The sequence below is a fragment of the Gluconacetobacter takamatsuzukensis genome, assembly GCF_014174275.1.
Classification (GTDB): domain Bacteria; phylum Pseudomonadota; class Alphaproteobacteria; order Acetobacterales; family Acetobacteraceae; genus Gluconacetobacter; species Gluconacetobacter takamatsuzukensis.
In genome coordinates this window covers 466874-487004 of the sequence record NZ_JABEQK010000001.1, presented here as the reverse complement: position 1 = coordinate 487004, position 20131 = coordinate 466874, and the positions used below count along the sequence as shown (strand labels likewise).

General features: G+C 65.7%; 17 protein-coding genes. 8 read left to right on the top strand and 9 right to left on the bottom strand.

Annotated features, from left to right (window positions below; all coding sequences use genetic code 11):
• Window positions 1-72 precede the first annotated feature (72 nt).
• The 5 genes from HLH27_RS02190 to HLH27_RS02170 form a co-directional block, all read right to left on the bottom strand.
• Window positions 73-666, bottom strand: a complete 594-nt coding sequence (locus HLH27_RS02190) for a chalcone isomerase family protein (RefSeq protein ID WP_182947428.1) — start codon at window positions 664-666, stop codon at window positions 73-75.
• A gap of 210 nt (window positions 667-876) precedes the next feature.
• Window positions 877-1374, bottom strand: coding sequence for a PaaI family thioesterase (locus tag HLH27_RS02185; protein WP_182947427.1), 498 nt, complete (start codon window positions 1372-1374; stop codon window positions 877-879).
• Between the two features lie 79 nt (window positions 1375-1453).
• Complete coding sequence (locus tag HLH27_RS02180; protein ID WP_182947426.1) at window positions 1454-3244, bottom strand: acyl-CoA dehydrogenase C-terminal domain-containing protein; 1791 nt, start codon at window positions 3242-3244, stop codon at window positions 1454-1456.
• Window positions 3245-3263: 19 nt separating this feature from the next.
• Entirely contained in the window at window positions 3264-5615 is a 2352-nt protein-coding gene (locus HLH27_RS02175) for a 3-hydroxyacyl-CoA dehydrogenase/enoyl-CoA hydratase family protein (RefSeq protein ID WP_182947425.1), read from the bottom strand.
• The gene (locus HLH27_RS02170; protein ID WP_182947424.1) at window positions 5615-6754 is read right to left on the bottom strand and encodes a thiolase family protein; all 1140 of its coding nucleotides are present in this window, start codon (window positions 6752-6754) and stop codon (window positions 5615-5617) included. Before HLH27_RS02170 ends, HLH27_RS02175 begins: the two co-directional genes overlap by 1 nt.
• Window positions 6755-6872: 118 nt before the next feature.
• Between HLH27_RS02170 and HLH27_RS02165 the strand changes: the two genes are divergently transcribed.
• The 6 genes from HLH27_RS02165 to HLH27_RS02140 all read left to right on the top strand — a co-directional run bounded on the left by HLH27_RS02165 (window position 6873) and on the right by HLH27_RS02140 (window position 14141).
• A complete protein-coding gene (locus HLH27_RS02165) occupies window positions 6873-7064 on the top strand; it encodes a hypothetical protein (RefSeq protein WP_182947423.1) in 192 nt (63 codons plus the stop codon).
• 277 nt (window positions 7065-7341) lie between these two features.
• A complete protein-coding gene (locus tag HLH27_RS02160; RefSeq protein WP_182947422.1) occupies window positions 7342-8973 on the top strand; it encodes an electron transfer flavoprotein-ubiquinone oxidoreductase in 1632 nt (543 codons plus the stop codon).
• 30 nt (window positions 8974-9003) lie between these two features.
• Window positions 9004-9753 (top strand): electron transfer flavoprotein subunit beta/FixA family protein, encoded by a 750-nt coding sequence (locus tag HLH27_RS02155; RefSeq protein WP_182947421.1) that lies wholly within the window; start codon window positions 9004-9006, stop codon window positions 9751-9753.
• A 2-nt stretch (window positions 9754-9755) separates the two neighbouring features.
• Window positions 9756-10691 (top strand): electron transfer flavoprotein subunit alpha/FixB family protein, encoded by a 936-nt coding sequence (locus tag HLH27_RS02150; RefSeq protein WP_182947420.1) that lies wholly within the window; start codon window positions 9756-9758, stop codon window positions 10689-10691.
• Window positions 10692-11113: 422 nt separating this feature from the next.
• Window positions 11114-12415, top strand: a complete 1302-nt coding sequence (locus HLH27_RS02145) for an OmpP1/FadL family transporter (protein WP_182947419.1) — start codon at window positions 11114-11116, stop codon at window positions 12413-12415.
• A gap of 76 nt (window positions 12416-12491) precedes the next feature.
• On the top strand, window positions 12492-14141 hold the full coding sequence (locus HLH27_RS02140) for a long-chain-fatty-acid--CoA ligase (protein WP_220790224.1): 1650 nt from the start codon (window positions 12492-12494) through the stop codon (window positions 14139-14141).
• 136 nt (window positions 14142-14277) lie between these two features.
• On the opposite strand, the gene HLH27_RS02135 is transcribed toward HLH27_RS02140, so the two are convergent.
• Window positions 14278-14508, bottom strand: coding sequence for a hypothetical protein (locus HLH27_RS02135; RefSeq protein ID WP_338029816.1), 231 nt, complete (start codon window positions 14506-14508; stop codon window positions 14278-14280).
• Window positions 14509-14698: 190 nt separating this feature from the next.
• On the opposite strand from HLH27_RS02135, the gene HLH27_RS02130 reads away from it, so the two are divergent.
• Entirely contained in the window at window positions 14699-15346 is a 648-nt protein-coding gene (locus HLH27_RS02130) for an SCO family protein (protein WP_182947417.1), read from the top strand.
• A 192-nt stretch (window positions 15347-15538) separates the two neighbouring features.
• Here the strand turns inward: HLH27_RS02130 and HLH27_RS02125 are convergent, their stop codons facing one another.
• The 3 genes from HLH27_RS02125 to HLH27_RS02115 form a co-directional block, all read right to left on the bottom strand.
• Window positions 15539-16906, bottom strand: coding sequence for a PepSY-associated TM helix domain-containing protein (locus HLH27_RS02125; protein ID WP_182947416.1), 1368 nt, complete (start codon window positions 16904-16906; stop codon window positions 15539-15541).
• 14 nt (window positions 16907-16920) lie between these two features.
• The gene (locus HLH27_RS02120) at window positions 16921-19284 is read right to left on the bottom strand and encodes a TonB-dependent receptor family protein (RefSeq protein WP_182947415.1); all 2364 of its coding nucleotides are present in this window, start codon (window positions 19282-19284) and stop codon (window positions 16921-16923) included.
• A gap of 68 nt (window positions 19285-19352) precedes the next feature.
• Window positions 19353-19733 carry a hypothetical protein gene (locus HLH27_RS02115; RefSeq protein ID WP_246375321.1) on the bottom strand — a complete coding sequence of 127 codons (381 nt, stop codon included), beginning with the start codon at window positions 19731-19733 and terminating at the stop codon, window positions 19353-19355.
• Between the two features lie 151 nt (window positions 19734-19884).
• Here HLH27_RS02115 and HLH27_RS02110 point away from each other — a divergent pair, with 151 nt between their 5' ends.
• Window positions 19885-20127, top strand: coding sequence for a hypothetical protein (locus HLH27_RS02110; RefSeq protein ID WP_182947413.1), 243 nt, complete (start codon window positions 19885-19887; stop codon window positions 20125-20127).
• The last annotated feature ends 4 nt before the right edge of the window (window positions 20128-20131 follow it).

The following is a 20131-nucleotide window of genomic DNA, read 5'->3' as shown; positions in this document are numbered from 1 at the left end:
ACCCACAATATCCCTGATCGAATAAAAGTCTTTTTTCTTTCTCGTAAGGAAAAAGACGAGACTCTGTGCCCCTCAGTTCACATTCCCAAGCAGCCCATCCCGAAATCCATCCGTCGGCGCCGCCGCGCTCAGCAGCGACTGCACAAGCCCCTTCCCAAATCCCGGATCGTCGATCGACACCACCACGACACCGTTCCGCTGCATGCTGACCCCCTGGTCCGTGACGAGAAGGAGCTGGGCCTCCCCCTTCTTCGCCGGCGCCAGATGGGCAGTGAAAGCGGCGAAGGAGGCCTCGTTCCGCGCGTCACACCCATAGAGCTTGCAATAATGGGCATGAATCGAATCATACTCGTCCTTCACCCGATCCAGGGAGGCATCGCGGAGGAATTCGGTGTAGATGACCTTCGGATTGGGCCCTTCCACCAGCGCCTTGCCGTCATGCCCGGGCGAGACGACATACAGGCCGGTCGCATAGCCCTCGACCAGATGATAAAAGACCCGGACGCCCACGCCATTGAGCTTCAGGGACGTATTGCCGATCTTCAGGTCATCGGGAAAGACGGCGCCCCCGATCTTCGTATCCGCATGTCCGGCGGACGATGCAACCACCAATCCGGCCGCCAGGGCCAGGCCGATACCGAATGACGATCTGCGCAATCCAGACATAAGGCAATCCTCCCGATCATGTCGGGCACCGCCACATGCGGTATCCCGAGCCCCCATCCCGTCCCGCCACAGACGCGCGCCGGCGCAGCCTTGAATGCGACATCGAGGGGGGTGTGATGAATGTGAAACATAAAAACGCCCGATAAACGCCACCCACAAGCGCAACCCGGATATCCGCGATCGGAATTGCCGGGCACACCCCGGATCGCGTCAGTCCCGCATGAAGGCCCGCAGCAGCTTTCCGGTATCCAGCCGCAGTTCGGGGTCCGGCGCCGGCCGCTTGTACACGCCGCTCGCCCGCGCGATCGGCTTGCCCTTCACGCGCGCCAGCCCTTGGACGAAGACGGCACTCCGGGTCACGCGCAGCACATCGGCACTGAACGCGATCCAGTCATCCGGCACGCCGGGCGCTAGGAAATCGACGACCAGCGACATCGTGGGCAGGATCGGAACCTGCAGATCGTTCTCGAACATCGCCGCCATGGCCATATAACCGTCGAAGACGGTGGCGATCATGCCCCCGTGGCACGTCCCGGCATGATTGCAGTGGCGGGGCTGCACGGCAAAGCCGGCCAGCAGCCGCCCGTCCGCCTCGGCCACGTCAAATCCGCCGATGACCGCATCGAAACCACTTTCATTGAGCAGGGGCAGCGGTCGAAACCCCGCCGGCCGCACGCCCGCCGGCGGATTGTCAGACAGATGGACCATCACATTGTTTCCCAGAAAGCAGACGAACCCGGCACGGGGCGTCGCCCCGCTCCGATGCCGGAGCAGGACGGCCCTCCCGTCAGAATGCGTCGTCGGCCAGCGCCATCATCGACGCCTTGCCCGCCTTGATTTTCAGATAAAGCGACGCCGATTCCGGAAGAACACGATCGTAGAAGAAACGGGCAGACGCGATCTTCGCCCCATAGAACGCCTGGTCCGGCCCGGCGGCGAAGGATTTGGGCACGGCCACCGCAACCGTCCGCGCCCACAGATAGGCCAGCGAGACCAGCCCGATCAGCCGCAGGTAATCCGTGGCGGCGGCACCGGCCTCCTCCGGGTCCTTCATGCCGCGCTCGGCGATCTGCCCGGTCGCAAGCTGCAACGCGCCGAAGGCACGTTCCAACCCGGTGACCATCTCGCCCAGCAGCGGGTTTTCCTTGTTCTCCGCGATAAACGCCGCGATGGGGTGAAACAGCCCGCGCAGGTTGCGCCCCATATGCGGCGGCAGCTTGCGCCCCACCAGGTCGAGCGCCTGGATCCCGTTCGTGCCCTCGTAGATCATCGCAATCCGCGAATCCCGCACAAACTGCTCGACCCCATGATCGGCGATATAGCCATGCCCGCCATAGGTCTGGACGGCAAGATTGGCCGATTCAAACCCCAGGTCGGTAAACAGCGCCTTCACCACCGGCGTCATCAGCGCCACGAAATCCTCGGCATCGCGGCGCTGGCGCTCGTCGGCGGCATGCTCGGCCACGTCCAGCGTCATCGCCACCCAGGCCCCCAGCGCCCGGCACCCCTCGGCATTGACGCGCATGGTCATGAGCATCCGCCGCACGTCCGGATGCACGACGATCGGGTCAGCCGGCAGCGCGGGATATTTGGCGCCCGCCAGCGACCGCCCCTGCAACCGCTCCTTCGCATAGGCCACGGCGCTCTGGTACGACACTTCGGCGATCCCCAGCCCCTGGATGCCCACGCCCAGCCGCTCGGCATTCATCATGGCGAACATCGCCTGCATCCCCTTGTGCGGGGCACCGACCAGCCAGCCTTTCGCATCGTCGAAGGCCAGCTGGCAGGTCGCCGAGGCCTTGATGCCCATCTTGTGCTCGATGCCGGTGCACAGCACGCCGTTGCGCTCCCCCGGCGTACCATCCGCGCGCAGCAGGAATTTCGGCACCAGGAACAGGCTGATCCCCTTGATCCCGGCCGGGGCATCCGGCAGCCGCGCCAGCACCAGGTGGATGATGTTCTCCGAAAGATCGTGCTCCCCGGCCGAGATAAAGATCTTCGCCCCGCTCAGCCGGTACGTCCCGTCCTCCTGCGGCACCGCCTTCGTGCGCAGCAGGCCCAGATCGGTGCCGCAATGCGCCTCGGTCAGGCACATGCTGCCCGACCACTCGCCGCTGATCATCTTCGGCAGGTACAGCGCCTTCAGCTCGTCCGAGCCATATTTGCGCAGTGCCACCATCGCGCCGCCTGTCAGGCCCGGATACAGGCCGAAGGACAGGTTGGTGGCGCAGATCATCTCCGACAGCATCATGCCGATGGTCTCGGGCAGCCCCTGCCCGCCGAATTCCGGCGGCGCCGACAGCGCCGACCAGCCGCCCTCGCAGAACTGGCGATAGGCATCGCGGAAGCCCTTGGGCGTGGTGACGACGCCATTCTCCAGCCGGCAGCCTTCCCGGTCGCCCGGCACGTTCAGCGGCAGCAGCACCTCGGAGGTAAATTTCCCTCCCTCTTCCAGCACCGTCTCCGCCAGGTCGGCATCGACTTCGGAAAACGCGTCCAGCGTCGTCAGCCGCGAGAAATCATGCAGCTCGGTCAGCACGAACTTCATGTCGCGCAGGGGTGGTGTATAGGTTTGCATCTCTCTGGTTCCCCTTGCGTCAGTTTCTGAGGGGCTTGCCGGTTTCGAGCATGTGCTCGATCCGGTCCAATGTCGGAATGCTCCGGACCAGCTCGGCAAATGCCGTGCGTTCCAGCCCGAGCATCTCCGCCTCGGTCACGATCTCCGTGCTGTCATGCGCGCCGCCCGTCAGGATGCCGGACAGCTTCCCCGCCACCGTCACGTCATGAGGTGTCGCGATCCCCTGCCGCGCCATGCCGTCCACCGCCATGTCGAGCGCCAGCTTCCCGCCCGCCCCCGCCAGACGGAATTCCGGCCTCGGCGGCGGCTGGTAGCCATCGACCAGCGACAGCGCCAGCTCCTTCGCATCGGCCAGCAGCCGGTCGCGATTCATGGTGATGCCGTCGCGATCGCGCAGGATATGCATCCGCCGCGCCTCGGCCGCCGATTTCGAGACCCGCGCGGTGGCGATCATCTCGAACACCTCGCGCGTCGGCGGCATCGGCCCCTTCGCGGTACGCGGGTCGGCCCGCAGCCGGTCCAGCATCTCGCCGCAACCGCCCCAGCCGGGGATCAGCCCCACGCCGCACTCGACCAGCCCGATATAGGTTTCGGCATGGGCCTGGATGGCATCGGCATGCAGCACGATCTCGCACCCGCCGCCCAGCGCCATGCCGGCCGGCGCGGCCACGACCGGGAACGGCGCATATTTCATCGCCTTGTAGACTTCCTGCCCACGCGAGACGAGCCTCCCGATCTCGCCCCACGCCGCCATGTTGGCCGCAAAGGCCGCCAGGCCCAGATTGGCCCCGGCCGAAAAATGGGCCGCGTCCGAATAGAGCACCAGCGCCTTGAAATGCTCCCCGACGTGGGCAAGCGATTTCTCCAGGATCGCCATCACGCTCTCGTCGAACGTGTTCATCTTCGTCGTGATCTCGAAGCACGCCACCCCGTCGCCGATATCCCACAGCGCCCCCGACCGGCTCGACAGCACCGGCTTGCCGCGCTTGCGGAAATCGTCCAGCAGGATGACCCCTTCAGGCCGCCCCGCCGGATGCCAGGCCCCATCCACGCCGAAAGCCTGCGTCATGCCGTCACGAACCTGATAGAACCGCCCGTCCCCGACCGCCTCGACCAGGGCCGGCACCGCGATCCCCTCCTGGCGCAGCAACGCGGCCAGCTTCGCTGCCCCGATCTGGTCGATCAGCGCAAAGGGCCCCTTCTTCCAGTTGAATCCCAGCTCCATCGCCTTGTCGACGCCGACGATATCGTCCGAAATCTCGGGCACCAGCGAGGCCGCATAGGCCAGCGTCTCGCCCATCACCTTGCGCGCATAGGCCCCGAACCGGTCATCGGCGCCCAGCAACCCCGCGGCATCCCCCGCCCCCGCCGGCAGCGAGAACCGTTCGGACACCGCATATTCGCCGGTCACCAGATCGATCGATTCCTTGACCTTCCCGCCACCCGCCTTGTTGATGCGATAGAAGCCCCCCTTGCCCTTGCGGCCGGTATAGCCCCCCTCGATCATCTTCCCGACCAGCGGCAGGTCGTCGGCAAAGGCATGGTACCGGTCCCCGGCCGCCAGCAGCGATTTCATGCTGGCCGAGATATGCGGCATCAGGTCGATGCCCACCAGGTCCAGCAACCCGAACACGCCGGTCTTGGGGATGCCGAACGGCCGACCGATGATCGTATCGACCTGTTCCACCGTCAGCCCATGGTCCAGCGCCACGCGCGCCGCCGCCTGCATCCAGAAGGTGCCGATGCGGTTGGCGATGAAGCCCGCCGTATCCTTGGCCCGCACCACGGTCTTGCCCAGCCACCGGTCGCAGAAATCCGCAACCGCCGCGACATGCGCCGCATCGGTCGCCGGCCCCGCCACGATCTCCAGCAGCCGCATGTAGCGCGGCGGGTTGAAGAAATGCGTAATCAGGAAATCGCGCGCGAAACGCTCCGGCAGTCCCTCCACCAGCCGCGCCAGCGGAATGGTCGAGGTATTCGACGATACCGGTGTCCCGGGCCGCCGCACCGCGTCAAGGCGGCGATAGAGCGCCTGTTTGAGGTCGAGCCGCTCGATGATCACCTCGACCACCCAGTCGCAATCGGCTACCCGGGCCAGGTCGTCGTCGATATTGCCGGTCGTGATCAGCTTCGCCGCCGCCGGGTCCATGAAGGGCGCCGGATCGGTCCTCAGCGCCCTGGCGATCGCATCGTTGGCCAGCGCATTCGGGTCCGCCCCGTCCGCCTTGCGGTCCAGCAGCAGCACCGGCACCCCGGCATTGGCGATCTGGGCGGCGATCCCCGCCCCCATCACGCCGGAGCCGATCACGCAGACGCGCGAGAAGGCCGGCGGCGCGCCGCCCGTCCCGCCAGATGTAACATGCTCGCTCATCAGATGCGCTCCAGGACCGTGGCGATGCCCTGCCCACCGCCGATGCATTGCGTGGCCAGCGCGTAGCGCGCGCCCTCACGCCCCAGAAGCTGCGCCGCCTTGCCGACGATCCGCGCGCCCGTGGCACCCAGCGGATGGCCCAGCGCGATCGCGCCGCCATCGATGTTCAGCGTCTCGTCGCGCACACCCAGTTCGCGGGCACAGGCGATCGATTGCGAGGCAAAGGCCTCGTTCAGCTCCACGACCCCCACATCATCGATCGTGATCCCTGCCCGCTCCATCGCCTTGCGCGACGACAGGATCGGCCCCAGCCCCATCACCTCCGGCTCGCAGCCGGAAATGGCAATCGCGCGGATGCGCGCCAGCTTCGGCAGCCCCTTGCGGTCGGCATACGCTTCCGAACAGACCAGCACCGCCGCCGCCCCGTCCGTCAGCGGCGAGGAGGTCCCGGCCGTCACCGTCCCCTCGGCCGCGTCGAAGGCAGGCTTCAGCCCGGCCAACCCCTCGGCGGTCGTCTCCGGACGCGGGCACCCATCGGTGGAAACGACCCCGTCGCGGGTCTGGACCGGTACGATCTCGGCCTCCAGCCGCCCCGCCGTGATGGCGTCCCGGGCCCGGATCTGGCTGCGCAGCGCAAAGCGTTCCTGCTGGTCGCGGCCGATCTCGTATTTCCGCGCGACATTCTCGGCGGTGATGCCCATGTCCATGTAGGCGCCCGGCCGCTTCTTGTAGAGCGCCGGATTGGGCAACGGGTTGAACCCACCCATCGGGATGCGCGTCATGCTCTCGACACCCGCGCAGATAAAGGCCTCCCCGGCCCCCATGCGGATCGCCCCGGCGGCCATATGGACCGACTGCATCGAAGACCCGCAGAAACGGTTGACCGTCACCCCGCCGACCGAAAGCGGCAGGTCGCTCAGCAGCGCCACGATCCGGCCGAGATTGAAACCCTGTTCCCCCTCGGGAAAGGCGCAGCCGAGGATCAGGTCCTCGATATCCTCGGGCGCGATCCCCGTGCGCTCCACCAGCCCACGCACGACCTGGGCCGCGATATCGTCAGGGCGCGTCCTGACGAACTGCCCCTTGCGCGCGAGCTGAAACGGCGATCGCGCATACCCTGCGATGACAACGGAATTCATGAATAGCGCTCCTGGCAATGCCCTCGTTCATTATGTCTAACGTTTGTTCGAACTGAGGGCGCGCATTGTGCCCCGCCTTGATAATGGAACGACACCCCTTCCGAAAAGACGCTTTGTCGTGATGACACAATTCATTGATGGCCCGGCCCCGTTCCCAAGCGGGAAAATGCACAGACTGCGGCAAGAAAAATCAATTCCTGCCAATGGATTACCCGCACACCGCCACAAGCGGGACCAATACGAACAATCGTTAGAAATTTTTTCCATCCGCCCCGGAATCGCGGAAAAACCTTCCACCGCCGATCGCTGAAAGGCGCCGCCACACCGTCCCTCCGACGACAAACCAGAAGTCCATCTCAATTATGTGACGAAGAGGCTGAAAACGGATAATTCCTTTCTTTATCATTACACTAAGAAATCCATCCACATCGGATCCCGCCTCCGACACCCGGCGCCGGCCACAAACACCTACCTATCGACTGTTCGATAAAAACGCGGCGGGATATACACTTCCCCTTGTTGAACGGTGCCACCCCCATCAGATGCCTCCCCGGGCGGCCCGATACCAGAACGCTGGAGACGCAGGCATGAGCCAACGGGACATCATGGAGTTCGCCGTCGTGATCGTCGGCGGCGGCCCGGCCGGGCTGGCGGCGGCCATCAGGCTGAAACAGCTCATGCCCGACGAATCCATCTGCCTGATCGAGAAAGGCAGTGAAATCGGCGCGCATATCGTCTCCGGCGCCGTCATCGAACCCCGCGCGCTCGACGAATTGCTGCCGGACTGGCACCAGCGCAACGCCCCCCTCGATACCCCGGTCACGCGCGAGGAGATGTATCTCCTCACCGAACGCCGGGCTTTGCGCATTCCCGCCCTGTCGCGGGTCATGCCGCACCTCGCCAATCACGGCAATTTCGTCGTCAGCCTGGGCGATGTCTGCCGCTGGCTGGCCGCCCAGGCGGAGGCGATGGGCGTCGAGATCTATCCCGGCTTCGCGGGCGCGGACGTGCTGATCGAGGAAGGCCGCGTCGCCGGCATCGTCACCGGCGACATGGGCATCACCCGCGACGGCACGCAGGGCCCGAATTTCGCGCCGGGCATGGAACTGCGCGGCAAATATACCCTGTTCGCCGAAGGCTGCCGCGGATCCCTGACCAAGCGCGTCATGGAACATTTCAGCCTGCGCGAGGGCGTCGATCCGCAGACCTACGGCCTGGGCATCAAGGAAGTCTGGGAAATCCCGGCCGACCGGCACGAACCGGGCCTGGTCCTGCACAGTTTCGGCTGGCCGCTGGACGACCGGACCTATGGCGGCGCCTGGCTCTACCATTTCGGCCGCAACCTGGTCTCCTACGGCTTCGTCACCGGGCTCGACTACGCCAATCCGTGGCTCTCGCCCTACGACGAAATGCAGCGCACCAAGCACCACCCGGTTTTCCGCAAATATTTCGAGGGCGGCCGCCGCCTGATCTACGGCGCCCGCGCCCTGTCCGAAGGCGGCCTGCAATCCCTGCCCCGCCTCACCTTCCCCGGCGGCGCCCTGATCGGCGACGCCGCGGGCTTCCTCAACACGCCCAAGATCAAGGGCACCCACACGGCCATGAAATCCGGCATGCTCGCCGCCGAGGCCATCGCGGCGGCCCATGCGGCGGACGCACCGGAACCCGATACCTTCACCGAGCGGCTACAGACCTCGTGGCTGCATCAGGAACTCTCGGCCGCCCGCAACATCCGCCCCGCCTTCGCACGCTGGGGCACGCTGCGCGGCGCCCTCTATGCCGGGTTCGATGCCGCCATCCTGCGCGGCCGCGCCCCCTGGACGCTGCATTTCCGCCACGCGGACAACCAGACCCTGCGCCCCGCCGCGTCCAGCCCGCCCATCGCCTACCCCAGGCCCGACGGCACGATCACCTTCGACAAACTGTCCTCGGTCTTCCTGTCCAACACCAATCACGCGGAAGACCAGCCGGTCCATCTCCGCCTGCGCGATCCGGCCCTGTGGAAACCCGTCAACTGGCAGACCTACCGCGCGCCCGAAAGCCGCTACTGCCCCGCTTCCGTCTATGAAGTCGCCGACGCCGAGACCGCACCCCGGCTCGTGATCAACGCCCAGAACTGCGTCCACTGCAAGACCTGCGACATCAAGGACCCGCCCCAGAATATCGACTGGTGCACGCCCGAGGGCGGCGGCGGCCCCAACTATCCGGGCGGCATGTAGTCCGCACCCTTTCATTCCCCCAGAGGTACCATGAAAATCCTTGTCCCCATCAAGCGTGTCGTCGATTACAACGTCAAGGTACGCGTCCGGCGCGACGGCGGCGGCGTCGAGACCGCCGGCGTCAAGATGTCGATGAACCCGTTCGACGAAATCGCCGTCGAGGAAGCCCTGCGCCTGCGCGAAAAGGGCATCGCCACCGAAATCGTGGTCGCCTCCATCGGCGTCCCCCAGGCGGCCGACACGCTGCGCACCGCGCTCGCCATGGGCGCCGACCGCGCCATCCTGGTCCAGTCCGAGGAAAGCCCGGAGCCGCTCGCAGTCGCCAAGATCCTGAAAATTCTCGTCGAGCGCGAAAAGCCCGATCTCGTCATCCTCGGCAAGCAGGCCATCGACGACGACATGAACGCCACCGGGCAGATGCTCGCCGGGCTGCTGGACTGGCCACAGGCCACCTTCGCCAGCCGTGTCGAGAAAACCGGCGACGGCCTGGCCGTCACGCGAGAGGTCGATGGCGGTTCGGAAACCCTCTCCCTCACCCTGCCCGCCATCGTCACCGCCGACCTGCGCCTGAACGAACCGCGCTACGCCTCCCTGCCCAACATCATGAAGGCCAAGAAGAAGCCGCTCGAAACCATCGCGGCCACCGATCTGGGCATCGGCCTGACGCGCCGCCTCACCATCCTCTCGATGGCCGAACCCCCGACCCGCAAGGCGGGCGTCAGGCTCGCCAGCGTCGCCGAACTGGTCGAAAAACTCCGCAACGAAGCCAAGGTGATCTGATCATGACCGCGCTCGTCCTTCTCGATGCCGAAGACGGCACCATCCCGCAGACCGCCCGCTCCGCCATCGCGGCTGCGGCCAGCCTGGGCGACATCGACCTGCTCGTGACCGGCAGCTCCGGCGCGATCGACGCCGCGGCGGCCAGTGCCGCGAAAATCCCCGGCATCCGCCGCGTCCGCACCGCCTCGGGCGAGGCCTTCGCCCACGGGCTGGCGGAACCGCTCGCGGCACTGCTCGTCGCCCTCGCCCCCGATTACGACCACATTCTCGCCGCCGCCACCGCCATCGGCAAGAGCACCCTGCCCCGCGCCGCCGCCCTGCTCGACGTGCAGCTCATCCCCGACGTCATGGAGGTCAAGGACGCCGAGACCTTCGTCCGCCCCATCTTCGCCGGCAACGTGCTGGTCACCCTGCGCTCGTCGGACGCAAAAAAGCTCCTGACCATCCGCACGTCCAGCTTCGACCCGGTACCCGCCGAGGGCGGCAACACCCCCATCGAAGCCGTGACCCCGCCCGACTACCAGGAAAAATCCCGTTTCCTGTCGGCTGAACATTCCAGCACCGAGCGCCCCCAGCTCGAATCCGCCCGGGTCATCGTCTCCGGCGGGCGTGGCCTGCAAAGCGCGGAAGGGTTCAGGATTCTCGAACCCCTGGCCGACAGGCTCGGCGCCGCCATCGGCGCCTCGCGGGTCGCCGTCGATTCCGGCTTCGTCCCCAACGATTACCAGGTCGGCCAGACCGGCAAGATCGTGGCGCCCGATCTCTATATCGCCTGCGGCATCTCCGGCGCCATCCAGCACCTGGCCGGCATGAAGGACAGCAAGGTGATCGTGGCGATCAACAAGGATGAAGACGCCCCCATCTTCCAGGTCGCAGATTACGGCCTGGTCGGCGACCTGTTCCAGATCGTACCCGCCCTCACGGCCGCCCTCGGATAACCCTGCCCGGCGCGACTTTCTACAGAACGACTATTCTACAGAACGATTGTTCTACAGAAAGCCGCACCTACTCCCCTCCGCGCGACAGGCCCGCTCCCATCCTCCCGCGCGGCACCGCGCGCCGGCACCCGAACGTCCTGCCGGGCCACCGCTGCGCCGCGCCGCCCGTCCTTTCCCCGTCAAAAACGCCCCAATCCGTTCACCCGTTGGAACTCCAATCTTTTTTCCACGTTCCGCGCACCCGGTCCCGACATTTTCAATCGAGAGAGTGTGAAGCGCGCCGCTTCCGATTCCTGCCGTGATTTTCTTGCAAGGCCGCAAGGCCGGGCTCATAGTTTTCCCGGATCAGAGACATGGAGAACGCGCTTGCCCGGTTAACCTATCAAATGTTTGGTTAGAATGCTGAGATGGTCAGTCCAATAATGAAAAAAAAAATCACGCTGATGGCATGCAGCGCCCTCGTCACCCAGACATTGTTCAGCCCCGGCCACCAGGCCGTCGCCTCGGGTTTCGCCCTGCGTGAAACCGATACGATTTCGCTGGGCAGCGCCTATGTCGGTTCCGTCAGCCGCGCAGGGGATGCGTCCACCGTCCTGATGAACCCGGCCGGCATGTCCTTCCTCGATGCCAGCGAACTGCAGGGCAACGTGTTCTACGCCGGCCCGGTCGCCCGCTTTTCGGGCCAGAACTATCTGGGCCCGGGCGTCACCACCCCCGGCGTGCAGGGCAATCGCGGCATCACCGATGCCGCCACCGCCGCCAGCTACGGTGTCCTGAAAATCGACCCGCACTGGGCGATCGGCTACGGGTTCTATACGCCCTACGGCCAGCGCGCCAATTACCCCAGCAACTGGGTCGGCCGCTACCAGAGCCTGGTCAGTTCCATCACCGATTACGAACTCGGTGCCATGGCCTCCTACCGCTTCAACAAGCGATTCTCGATCGGCGTCGGCCCCCGCATGGGCTTTCTCACCGGCCGCTTCACACGCGATCTCAATCTCGGCGCACTGAACGCCTTCGGCCCGACGACGGCCGACATGGCGGGCAACGCCTTCGGCTTCGGGTACGATGCCGGCATCCTGTACAAGCCCGACGATGCGACCCAGATCGGCATCAACTACCAGTCGCGCATCTCCTACGATCTCTCCACCCGCACGAAATTCTCGCCCCCGCCGCTGCTGGCCGCCAACCCGCTGGTCAACGGCATGCTGATCGCCCAAAGCGGCCACGGCGCAATGCAGGTTACCCTGCCCGACAGCGTCTCGTTCGGCGTCACCCGGGCCATTTCGCCACGCTGGACCGTGATGCTGCAAGGCGAATGGACACACTGGTCCCTCCTGCACTCGCTGAACAATATTTCCGACCACGCGGGGGGCGCCGATACGTCAATCGCCGTCAACTGGCGCAACACCTGGTTCGGCGGCATCGGCGCGACATACCGGGCATCGAAAGCCGTGCTCGTGCGCGGCGGCTTCAGCTACGACCAGAGCCCGACGACCATAAGAAACCGCAACACCATCACGCCCGACACCAATCGTTTCACGCTGGGCGCCGGCGTCGACTACACGCCGATCCGGCGTGTGACCCTCACTTTGTCCTACGCCCACATCTTCGGCACCAATCCCAGAATCAACGATGCCGCCTCCGCGACGTCCGGACAACTTGTCGGCTCCTACAACGATTACGGCAATGTCGTCGCCTTCGGCGTGAGAACGCGTTTCTGAACGACAGCGGGAGCCGGGATCGACCCTCCCCAGGGTCTCCCTCCCGCCCGATCAAAGGGCTTCCCCCATGAATGTCATGAATGAGAGCACAATCCTGCGTCACACCGCATCAGGCGATTCGATCCACGATCTGTTCGAACTCCTGCGCGTCTCGACCTTTCGCCACCCCAACGCCCTTGCCGTCGATTTCATGGGGCGCAAGCTGACCTATCGCGAGATCTTCCAGGCCGTGGAGCATGTCGCGGGCGGCCTGAAGGATATCGGCGTCTCCAGGGGCGACCGCGTCGCCCTTTCGCTGCCCAACACGCCTTATTCCGTCATCCTCTTCTTCGCGGTGCAGCGCATCGGCGCCATCGTCGTCAATCTCAACCCGCTCTACGTCCAGCACGAGGTCCACCAGATCCTCAAGACCGTCGACGCCTCGGTCCTGGTGATTTCCGACCTCGCAGCCATTGCCGAGCCCGCCTACCGGGCGGCAGAGAACAGTTCGGTCCGGCGCATCGTCGTCTGCCCGTTCTCCCATGCGCTGCCACCGGTCAAATCGACCCTGTTCAAGGTTCTCAAATCCAGGGAAATCTACCATTTCCCTGCCGACAAACGCCTCGTCACCTACGACACGCTCGCCCACAGCAAGACGGTGGCCAGGCATGTCACGATCGACCCGATGCACGATATCGCCGTCCTGCAATTCACCGGCGGCACCACGGGCATTCCCAAGGCGGCCAAGCTCACCCACGGCAACCTCCTGGCCAATATCGAGCAGATCAAGGACATGGCGCAGGACGCCCTGCGCACGCCACCGACTACGCTGGGCATCCTGCCCCTGTTCCATGTCTTCGCGCTGATGGCCGTCATGCTGCTCACGATCGAACGCGGCGGCGAGATCGTGCTGCTGCCCCGCTTCGAGACAGGTTCCACGCTCGCCACCATGCGCCGGGTCCGGATCACGCTGCTGCCCACCGTGCCGACGATCCAGACCGCACTGCTCCGCGATCCGGCACTCTCGCCGGACCTGTTCACCCATATGCGCGCCATCATCTCCGGCGGCGCCCCCCTCCCCGTCCCCCTGCGCAAGCGCTTCGAGGAAACGGCCAGGTGTCCGGTCATCGAAGGCTACGGGCTGAGCGAGACTTCCCCGGTCCTCACCCTCAACCCGCTCCACGGCGTCCGCGACGGCTCCTGCGGCAAGATCGTCCTCCATACCGACCTTCAGATCCGCAGCCTCGACGATATCGGCCGGCGCCTGCCGGCCATGGAAAAAGGCGAAGTCTGCGTAAAAGGCCCGCAAGTCATGTCAGGCTACTGGAAGGACGAGGAAAACACTTCCGCCTTCACGCCGGACGGCTATTTTCGCACCGGCGATGTCGGCTATCTCGACGAGGACGGCTATCTCTTCCTGGTCGACCGCCTCAAGGACATCATCATCTGCGGCGGCTACAACGTCTATCCGCATATCATCGAGGAGGCCCTTCACCGCCATCCGGCGGTGCTCGAAGCCCTCGTCATCGGCGTCCCCGATCCCTATCGCGGCCAGTCCCCGAAGGCATTCGTCACCCTGCGCCCCGATTCCACGATCACGCCGGCCGACCTCGCAACCCATCTGGAGCAATATATCTCCAAGATCGAGCGCCCGCGCGAAATCGTCTTCCGCGACTCCCTGCCGAAAACCCTAATCGGCAAACTCTCCAGAAAAGACCTGAAAATTCAGGAGGGCATCACCCTTTGAGAGCCTGACCGTAAATGTGGACTGGTGAGCGAGAGCGGTCCGCAGGGCCGCGCCCGTCGTGTGTTTCCGAGCACCGGAGCGCAGGAAACGCGCGTCGGATCGCCGCCAGACCGCATTTACGGTCAGGCTCTCGGGCTCAATGATGCAGGAATCCCATGCCGACCTGCGTCGCAGTCCGCAGGGCTTCCGCCCACACGCCCTGCCCGCCGCCCATGCCGCCCCGCCCACCCCGTCCCGACGACCGGCTGTCATCATCCGTATAGGGCTGGCCGTCCTCATCCAGCGGGCGGCCCTGGTCGGCGCAGGCAGCCAGCACCGGCAGCGCGACCGCCATGACCAGGACCATTCTCAGGGCGGATGCACGCACGGCCGGACCTCTCTGCATTGCCAACGGGATCGTGCCGAAAACCTAGCGAAGCATGACTTTTCGTTAAGGCGCTGAATTGTCACAAAGGGTCACCGCCCCGCCATCCGTCCCCGGCAATCGTCATGGGGGTCGCGATCCGCCGCAAAAATCCGTAGGGTGCGACGCTTCATCGCCACCAGCGGCCAGAGGCATGCCGAAAAAGACCACGCCCCCACCCCGCCGCCGCACCGCCCCCCCGCCACGGGGCAGGCACTGGACACGCCCGGCGCTGTTCACCCTGGCCGCGTTCGGCCTGCTGCTGGCCGCCGCCGGATTGCGCACGCTCGTTCTCGACCGCCCGCATGCCACCGTGGGGGGACCGTACACCCTGACCAACGACCGGGGCCGCCCCGTCACCCAGGCCGATTTCCACGGGCGCTACACCCTGTTCTATTTCGGCTACACCCATTGCATCGATGTCTGCCCGCTGACGCTGGCAACCGTCACTGCGGCGCTCGACCAGGTCGGCCCCCGCGCGGCCACCGTCGTGCCGATCTTCGTCACCGTCGACCCGGCACGCGACACCCCGCCGGTCGTCCACGATTACGTCGCCCGCTTCTCACCCCGCATCGTGGGGCTGACCGGCACCCCCGCCCAGATCCAGCCGGTGCTCCACGCCTTCCACGTCATGGCCCGCCGGCACGCCCCCACCTCCAGTCCGCCTGACGGCGATTATCTGATGGACCACAGTTCCGTGCTGTACCTGATGGACGGCGACAACCATCTGGCGGCCATGCTGCCCGTCGATTCCAGCCCCCAGGCCATTGCCGAGCGGCTACGCACCCTCCTCCCCACCTGAGAACGTGGCCGGAAATGCGGGCTGGTGGCGATCCGACGCGCGTTTCCTATGCTCCGATGCTCACGGCCGATAAGGCCGCTCCGCTCCGGTGCTCGCGGACACACGACGGGCGCAGCCCCTCGGGCCGCTCTCGCTCACCAGCCCACATTTCCGGCTACGTTCTGCGAGACTCCTTACCGACCAACAGATTTTTCAAATGCTCTCCGAACCTTCGGGCCGAACGCGGCGTCCCATCGCCCAAGCCGCCACAGCCAGCAGCAACAGCGACCCACCCAGTTCCGGCAGCAGCACCCCAAGCACCACCATCGCCACAACCGCCCCGACGCCCACCCGCCGCCCGGGCAGCGCGGCCGGCACACCCCAGCCACCCGGCGGGCGCCGCCGCGACCACAGGATGGTCGCCGCGATGCTCATGGTCGCCAGCCCGCCGGCCACCAGCAGGTTGAGCAACTGGTTCGGCCAGCCGAACAACTGCCCCTCATGCGCGGCCACGCCATAGCCCACGGCGCGGTCGACCAACCCCTTGCCGGCAAAATCCTGCCGGGACAGCACCGTCCCGTCTGCCCCGACCCGCACACTGGCCCGCTTCGGCCGATCCTGCGTGTCCGACCGAACCTGCCACGGCGCCCCCACCGCCGCAGGCGGCGTCACAAGAACCGGCGCCGGCAGCCCCAGCCGCACACCCGTCGCCACCACGGCATCCACCCCCGCGAGCGCATCCGGCTCGGCGGCTTCCCCACCCCCCATATCCATCCCCGGCATGTCGGCCATGGAACCCATGCCGGCATGGGGCGCAACCGGATGCCCCGCAATCGTATCCCGAACCGGAACGGCGCCGATTTCCCAATCCTGCACCGCCATCAGGCGCCCCACCCGCTGCTCGACCGATTGCAGCGCATGCCCCCAGACGAACGACCATGGCAGACCGGAAACCAGGAACAGCGCCAGCACCAGCGACAGCCACAATCCCGTCACCGCATGCAGGTCCCGCCACCGCGCCCGCCCGGACAGGCCAAGCCGCGGATAGACAATCCCGGCCAAGCCGGTCCGCCCGCGCGGCCACCACAGATACAGCCCGGTGACGATCAGCACGATCGTCCAGGACGCGACCATCTCCATGATGACCGACCCGACATTGCCCAGCAGCAACTGCCCATGCAGCCTGAAGACCAGGCGCTCGAACCGCGCCTCCTCCGCCACCTGCCCGAGAACGGCCAGCGACGAAGGATCGATATAGACCCGGATCGCCTCGCCGCCCCGCAGGACGATCACCCGGGCCGCGCCATGCCCCGGGCGCGGCAGTTCATAGGCCATGAACCGGCTGCCCGGCACCGCCCCCAGCGCCGCGCGCACCTCCGCCGAGGCCACGCCCGGCGCTCCCGCCACCGCCAGATGGTCATAGCGCCAGTCGATCAGGTCATCGACCTGGGGCTTGAACAGATAGATCGCACCCGTAATCGCCAGCAAGGCGACGAAGGGCAGGCAGAACAGCCCCGCCAGCATATGCCAGCGCCAGACCGTCCGATATTCCGGCCAGAAGACGGACCTCCCCTCACGCATGGTCCCGTCCCCCTTCAAAACCGCACCCGCACGCCGCCGAAGACGGCGCGCGGCGAGCCGGCATAGATCGACCCGGTCCGCGTCGCGAGCAGCGCCGCCCCCGCCTGGCTTCCATCGGCCTGCAACACGTCGGCAATGTTCGTCGCACCGGCCACATAGGTCTGGTTGGCCAGATTCTGGACTTCGATATAGCTATGCAGCCGCTGCACCCAGCCAAAGCGCTTCGGCGGATCGTAATGCAGCTCCAGATTGACCAGCGCATAACCCGGCGCACGCAGCCGGTTGGCATTGTCCAGCCAGTAATCGCTCCGCCAGGTCACCTCGGCATATCCGCCCAGCCCCTCCAGCGGCCCGTCCGGCTGGTCATAGAGAAAACGGGCATTCAGAAAATTTGGCACCACGCCGGGAATGGACTTGCCCCCGCGGTCGAACGACCGCGACAGCCCATTGCCGGAGAGTACCTCGGTATAATCGGTGTAGACCTGGTTATCGTAGGTATAGCTCAGCCTGATCCGCCCCCCCGGCAGGGCATGACGCAGCGGCGTCCAGTCCGCCCCCAGCTCGACGCCCCGATGCTGCGACGCCGGAGCATTGAAGGTGAAGGAACTGATCGTGTTGACCCCTGCCGACTGGCTGACCAGCTCGTTGCGATAGAATTCGTAGAACCCCGTCGCCTCAAGATCGAGCCCGGTGAACGGATGCCAGTCCGCCCCCAGATCGATCCCCAGGCTGGTCTCGCTCTTCAGGTGCGTGTTGTTGCCGTAATTCCCCTGCGGCGTCACGAACAGGTTCGAGGTCGTCGGCGTGGCATAGGCAGTCCCGACCCGCGCATGCAGCGTCCAGTCCCGATCCGGCGCATAGATCAGCGCCGCCTCGGGCGCGAGGTTGAAGAAGAACCGATTGGCCGTGATCGCGGTCATGCTCTCGCCGGCGGCACTGTAACGATACAGGTTCTGGACCGCCCCCAGGTCGGAATAGGTCCCCCCCAGCCCGACCACCGCATGCCATTGCGGCGCGAACTGCCAATCCTCCTGAAACCGGGCGCCGAGATTCCACTGATGGCCATATGAGGTCCCGTTCAGCCCCCCCCGCGTCGCTCCCCCGGCCGGTGTGACATTGTAGGTCTGCGACCCGAAATCCAGATAATCGAAACTGACGCCCCCGAAACTGGTCAGGCTGGTCGCCCCCAGCCGCGCACGGTTCGTCACGTCGCTGCTGGCATTGTAGGAATTGTACGGTCCCACATAGCTGGCAACCGAGGTCGGCTGGTCGATATGGCGCTGGTCGTAGGTAAACTGGTTCCGCCAGGTGGTCCGGCTGTCGAAATCATGCTCCCAGCGCAGCCCGACGATGCTCCGCCGGTCGAACCGGCCCAGCCCCGCCTGCTGCGGGGTCAGGGCGGCGGTCGCCCCATAACGGCCATTGACCAGCAGATTGACCGTGGCACACCCCGCCGCCGCACTGGCGGCGTCGGCACAGCCCTGCTGGTACGGGTTGAGGCGATATTGCGCCAGAGACAGCCGCAGCGGCAGAAACGCGTCGGTGACGTTGTTGACGAATTTCAGGATCAGCCGATCCCGATCCGTCAGGTTGACCCGCAGCCGCACATTCTCGGTCGAGGTCGCATAGCTGCTGTTGGCGGTAAAGCCGTTCCCGCGCACGTCGCTACCGAAGATCGTCAGATCGTAGGACCGCCCGCCGACCCCCAGCGTGACGTAATTGTTGAACATGCCGAAACTGCCGAAATCCGACCCCAGCTCCAGCCCATGGATATCGGCGCCGCTGCGGGTGCGGAAATTGATCGCCCCATTGATCGCGTAATTGCCGTACACGGTGGATGCCGGCCCCTGAAAGACATCCACCCCCTCATAGGCATGCGGATCGATCAGGTCCGACCGCGCGGTGCCATCCGGCTGCGTGACCGGAAACCCATCCTCCAGGACCTGGATGTTCTTCAGCCCGTAAGACTGCCGATCCCCCGACCCCCGCACCGAAACCACGACATCGCGCGGCCCGTTCCCCGCGACGAAACTGACCCCGGGAATGGTCACGACCATATCGGCCACACTCTGCCCGACCTGATTGCCGAAACTGCTCCGCTCGGCACTATAGGTCGTCTGCCCCGCCGGCCGGACCGTCGCCGGACCACGGGCCATGCCCGTCACGGTAATCCGTTCGGATTGCGGCCCGTCTGGCGCACCAGGCACGGCAGTCCCCGAAGAATGAGCAGAGGAAGACAATGCGGAAGCGGGCACCCGCTTCTTCTGTTGCGGCGAATAAGGCGCCACGGGCTGGGCCACGGCCCCCTGCGCGGCGGCCAATATCAGCACGCCGGCCGCCACCCCCCGCCAGGGGGCGTGAAATCGTCTGATGGACATGTCTGCTGGACCTGAAAGAACGGTACGATGAACCGCCACGCCGAGGCGCGGAGATCACGAGAACGGATTCAGGTCAGGGCCGGCGGCCCCTGCGGATAAAGGCTGGAGAGGGACTGGAGCGGCGGCCCGCGAACAGGCGGAAAGACCCAGGCCATCCCCACCACGACGGATCGCAGGGCCAGGAACCCGGCCGCGCCACCCACCGACAGGGCAGGCGTATCATGCGCCTCCGCCAGCAGCAGCGACCCATCGCCCTGATCGCCCGCGTGATGCGGCGCAGCGGGGTCGGGCACCAGCGGATGATCGCTGTCGCAGATCAGGGACAGGCTCGCCAGCTGGGCCAGCGGATCGGCAAGGACGGCCTGCGGACTGGCCAGCCCGCCGAGGGTCAGCCGTGCGACGAGGGCGAGCAGAACCAGCGGCCATGCGGCCCGCCAAGCTCTCGCCATGTCACGCGATCCATTCATGATCCGGTCTTTAGGGCCTTTCCATCCGGCTGCATAGCAGCAGGCAGGCAGATAGCGTCCCCGGCCATTTTTGCCCTTCCCTTTTCTCCGCTATCGTCCATACGTCGAACGTCCATCAGGGGAAGAGGACATCATGGAAGACGTAAACGAACCGATCATCGGCTACCTCGTGATCAAGGAAGTCGAAGATGACGAGATCCTGTTCTGGGACCCGGAAGCGGGCTGGAACGACGATCCGGACGACGGCAAGCTCTACAAGACCGAAGCCGAAGCCGAACAGGACGCCGAAGCCCTCCGCGCCGGCAACAACGACACGATAACGGTCGAACCCGTCTTCGAGGACGATGGCGAGGAAGAGGAGGAGGAAGAAATCTGACCCT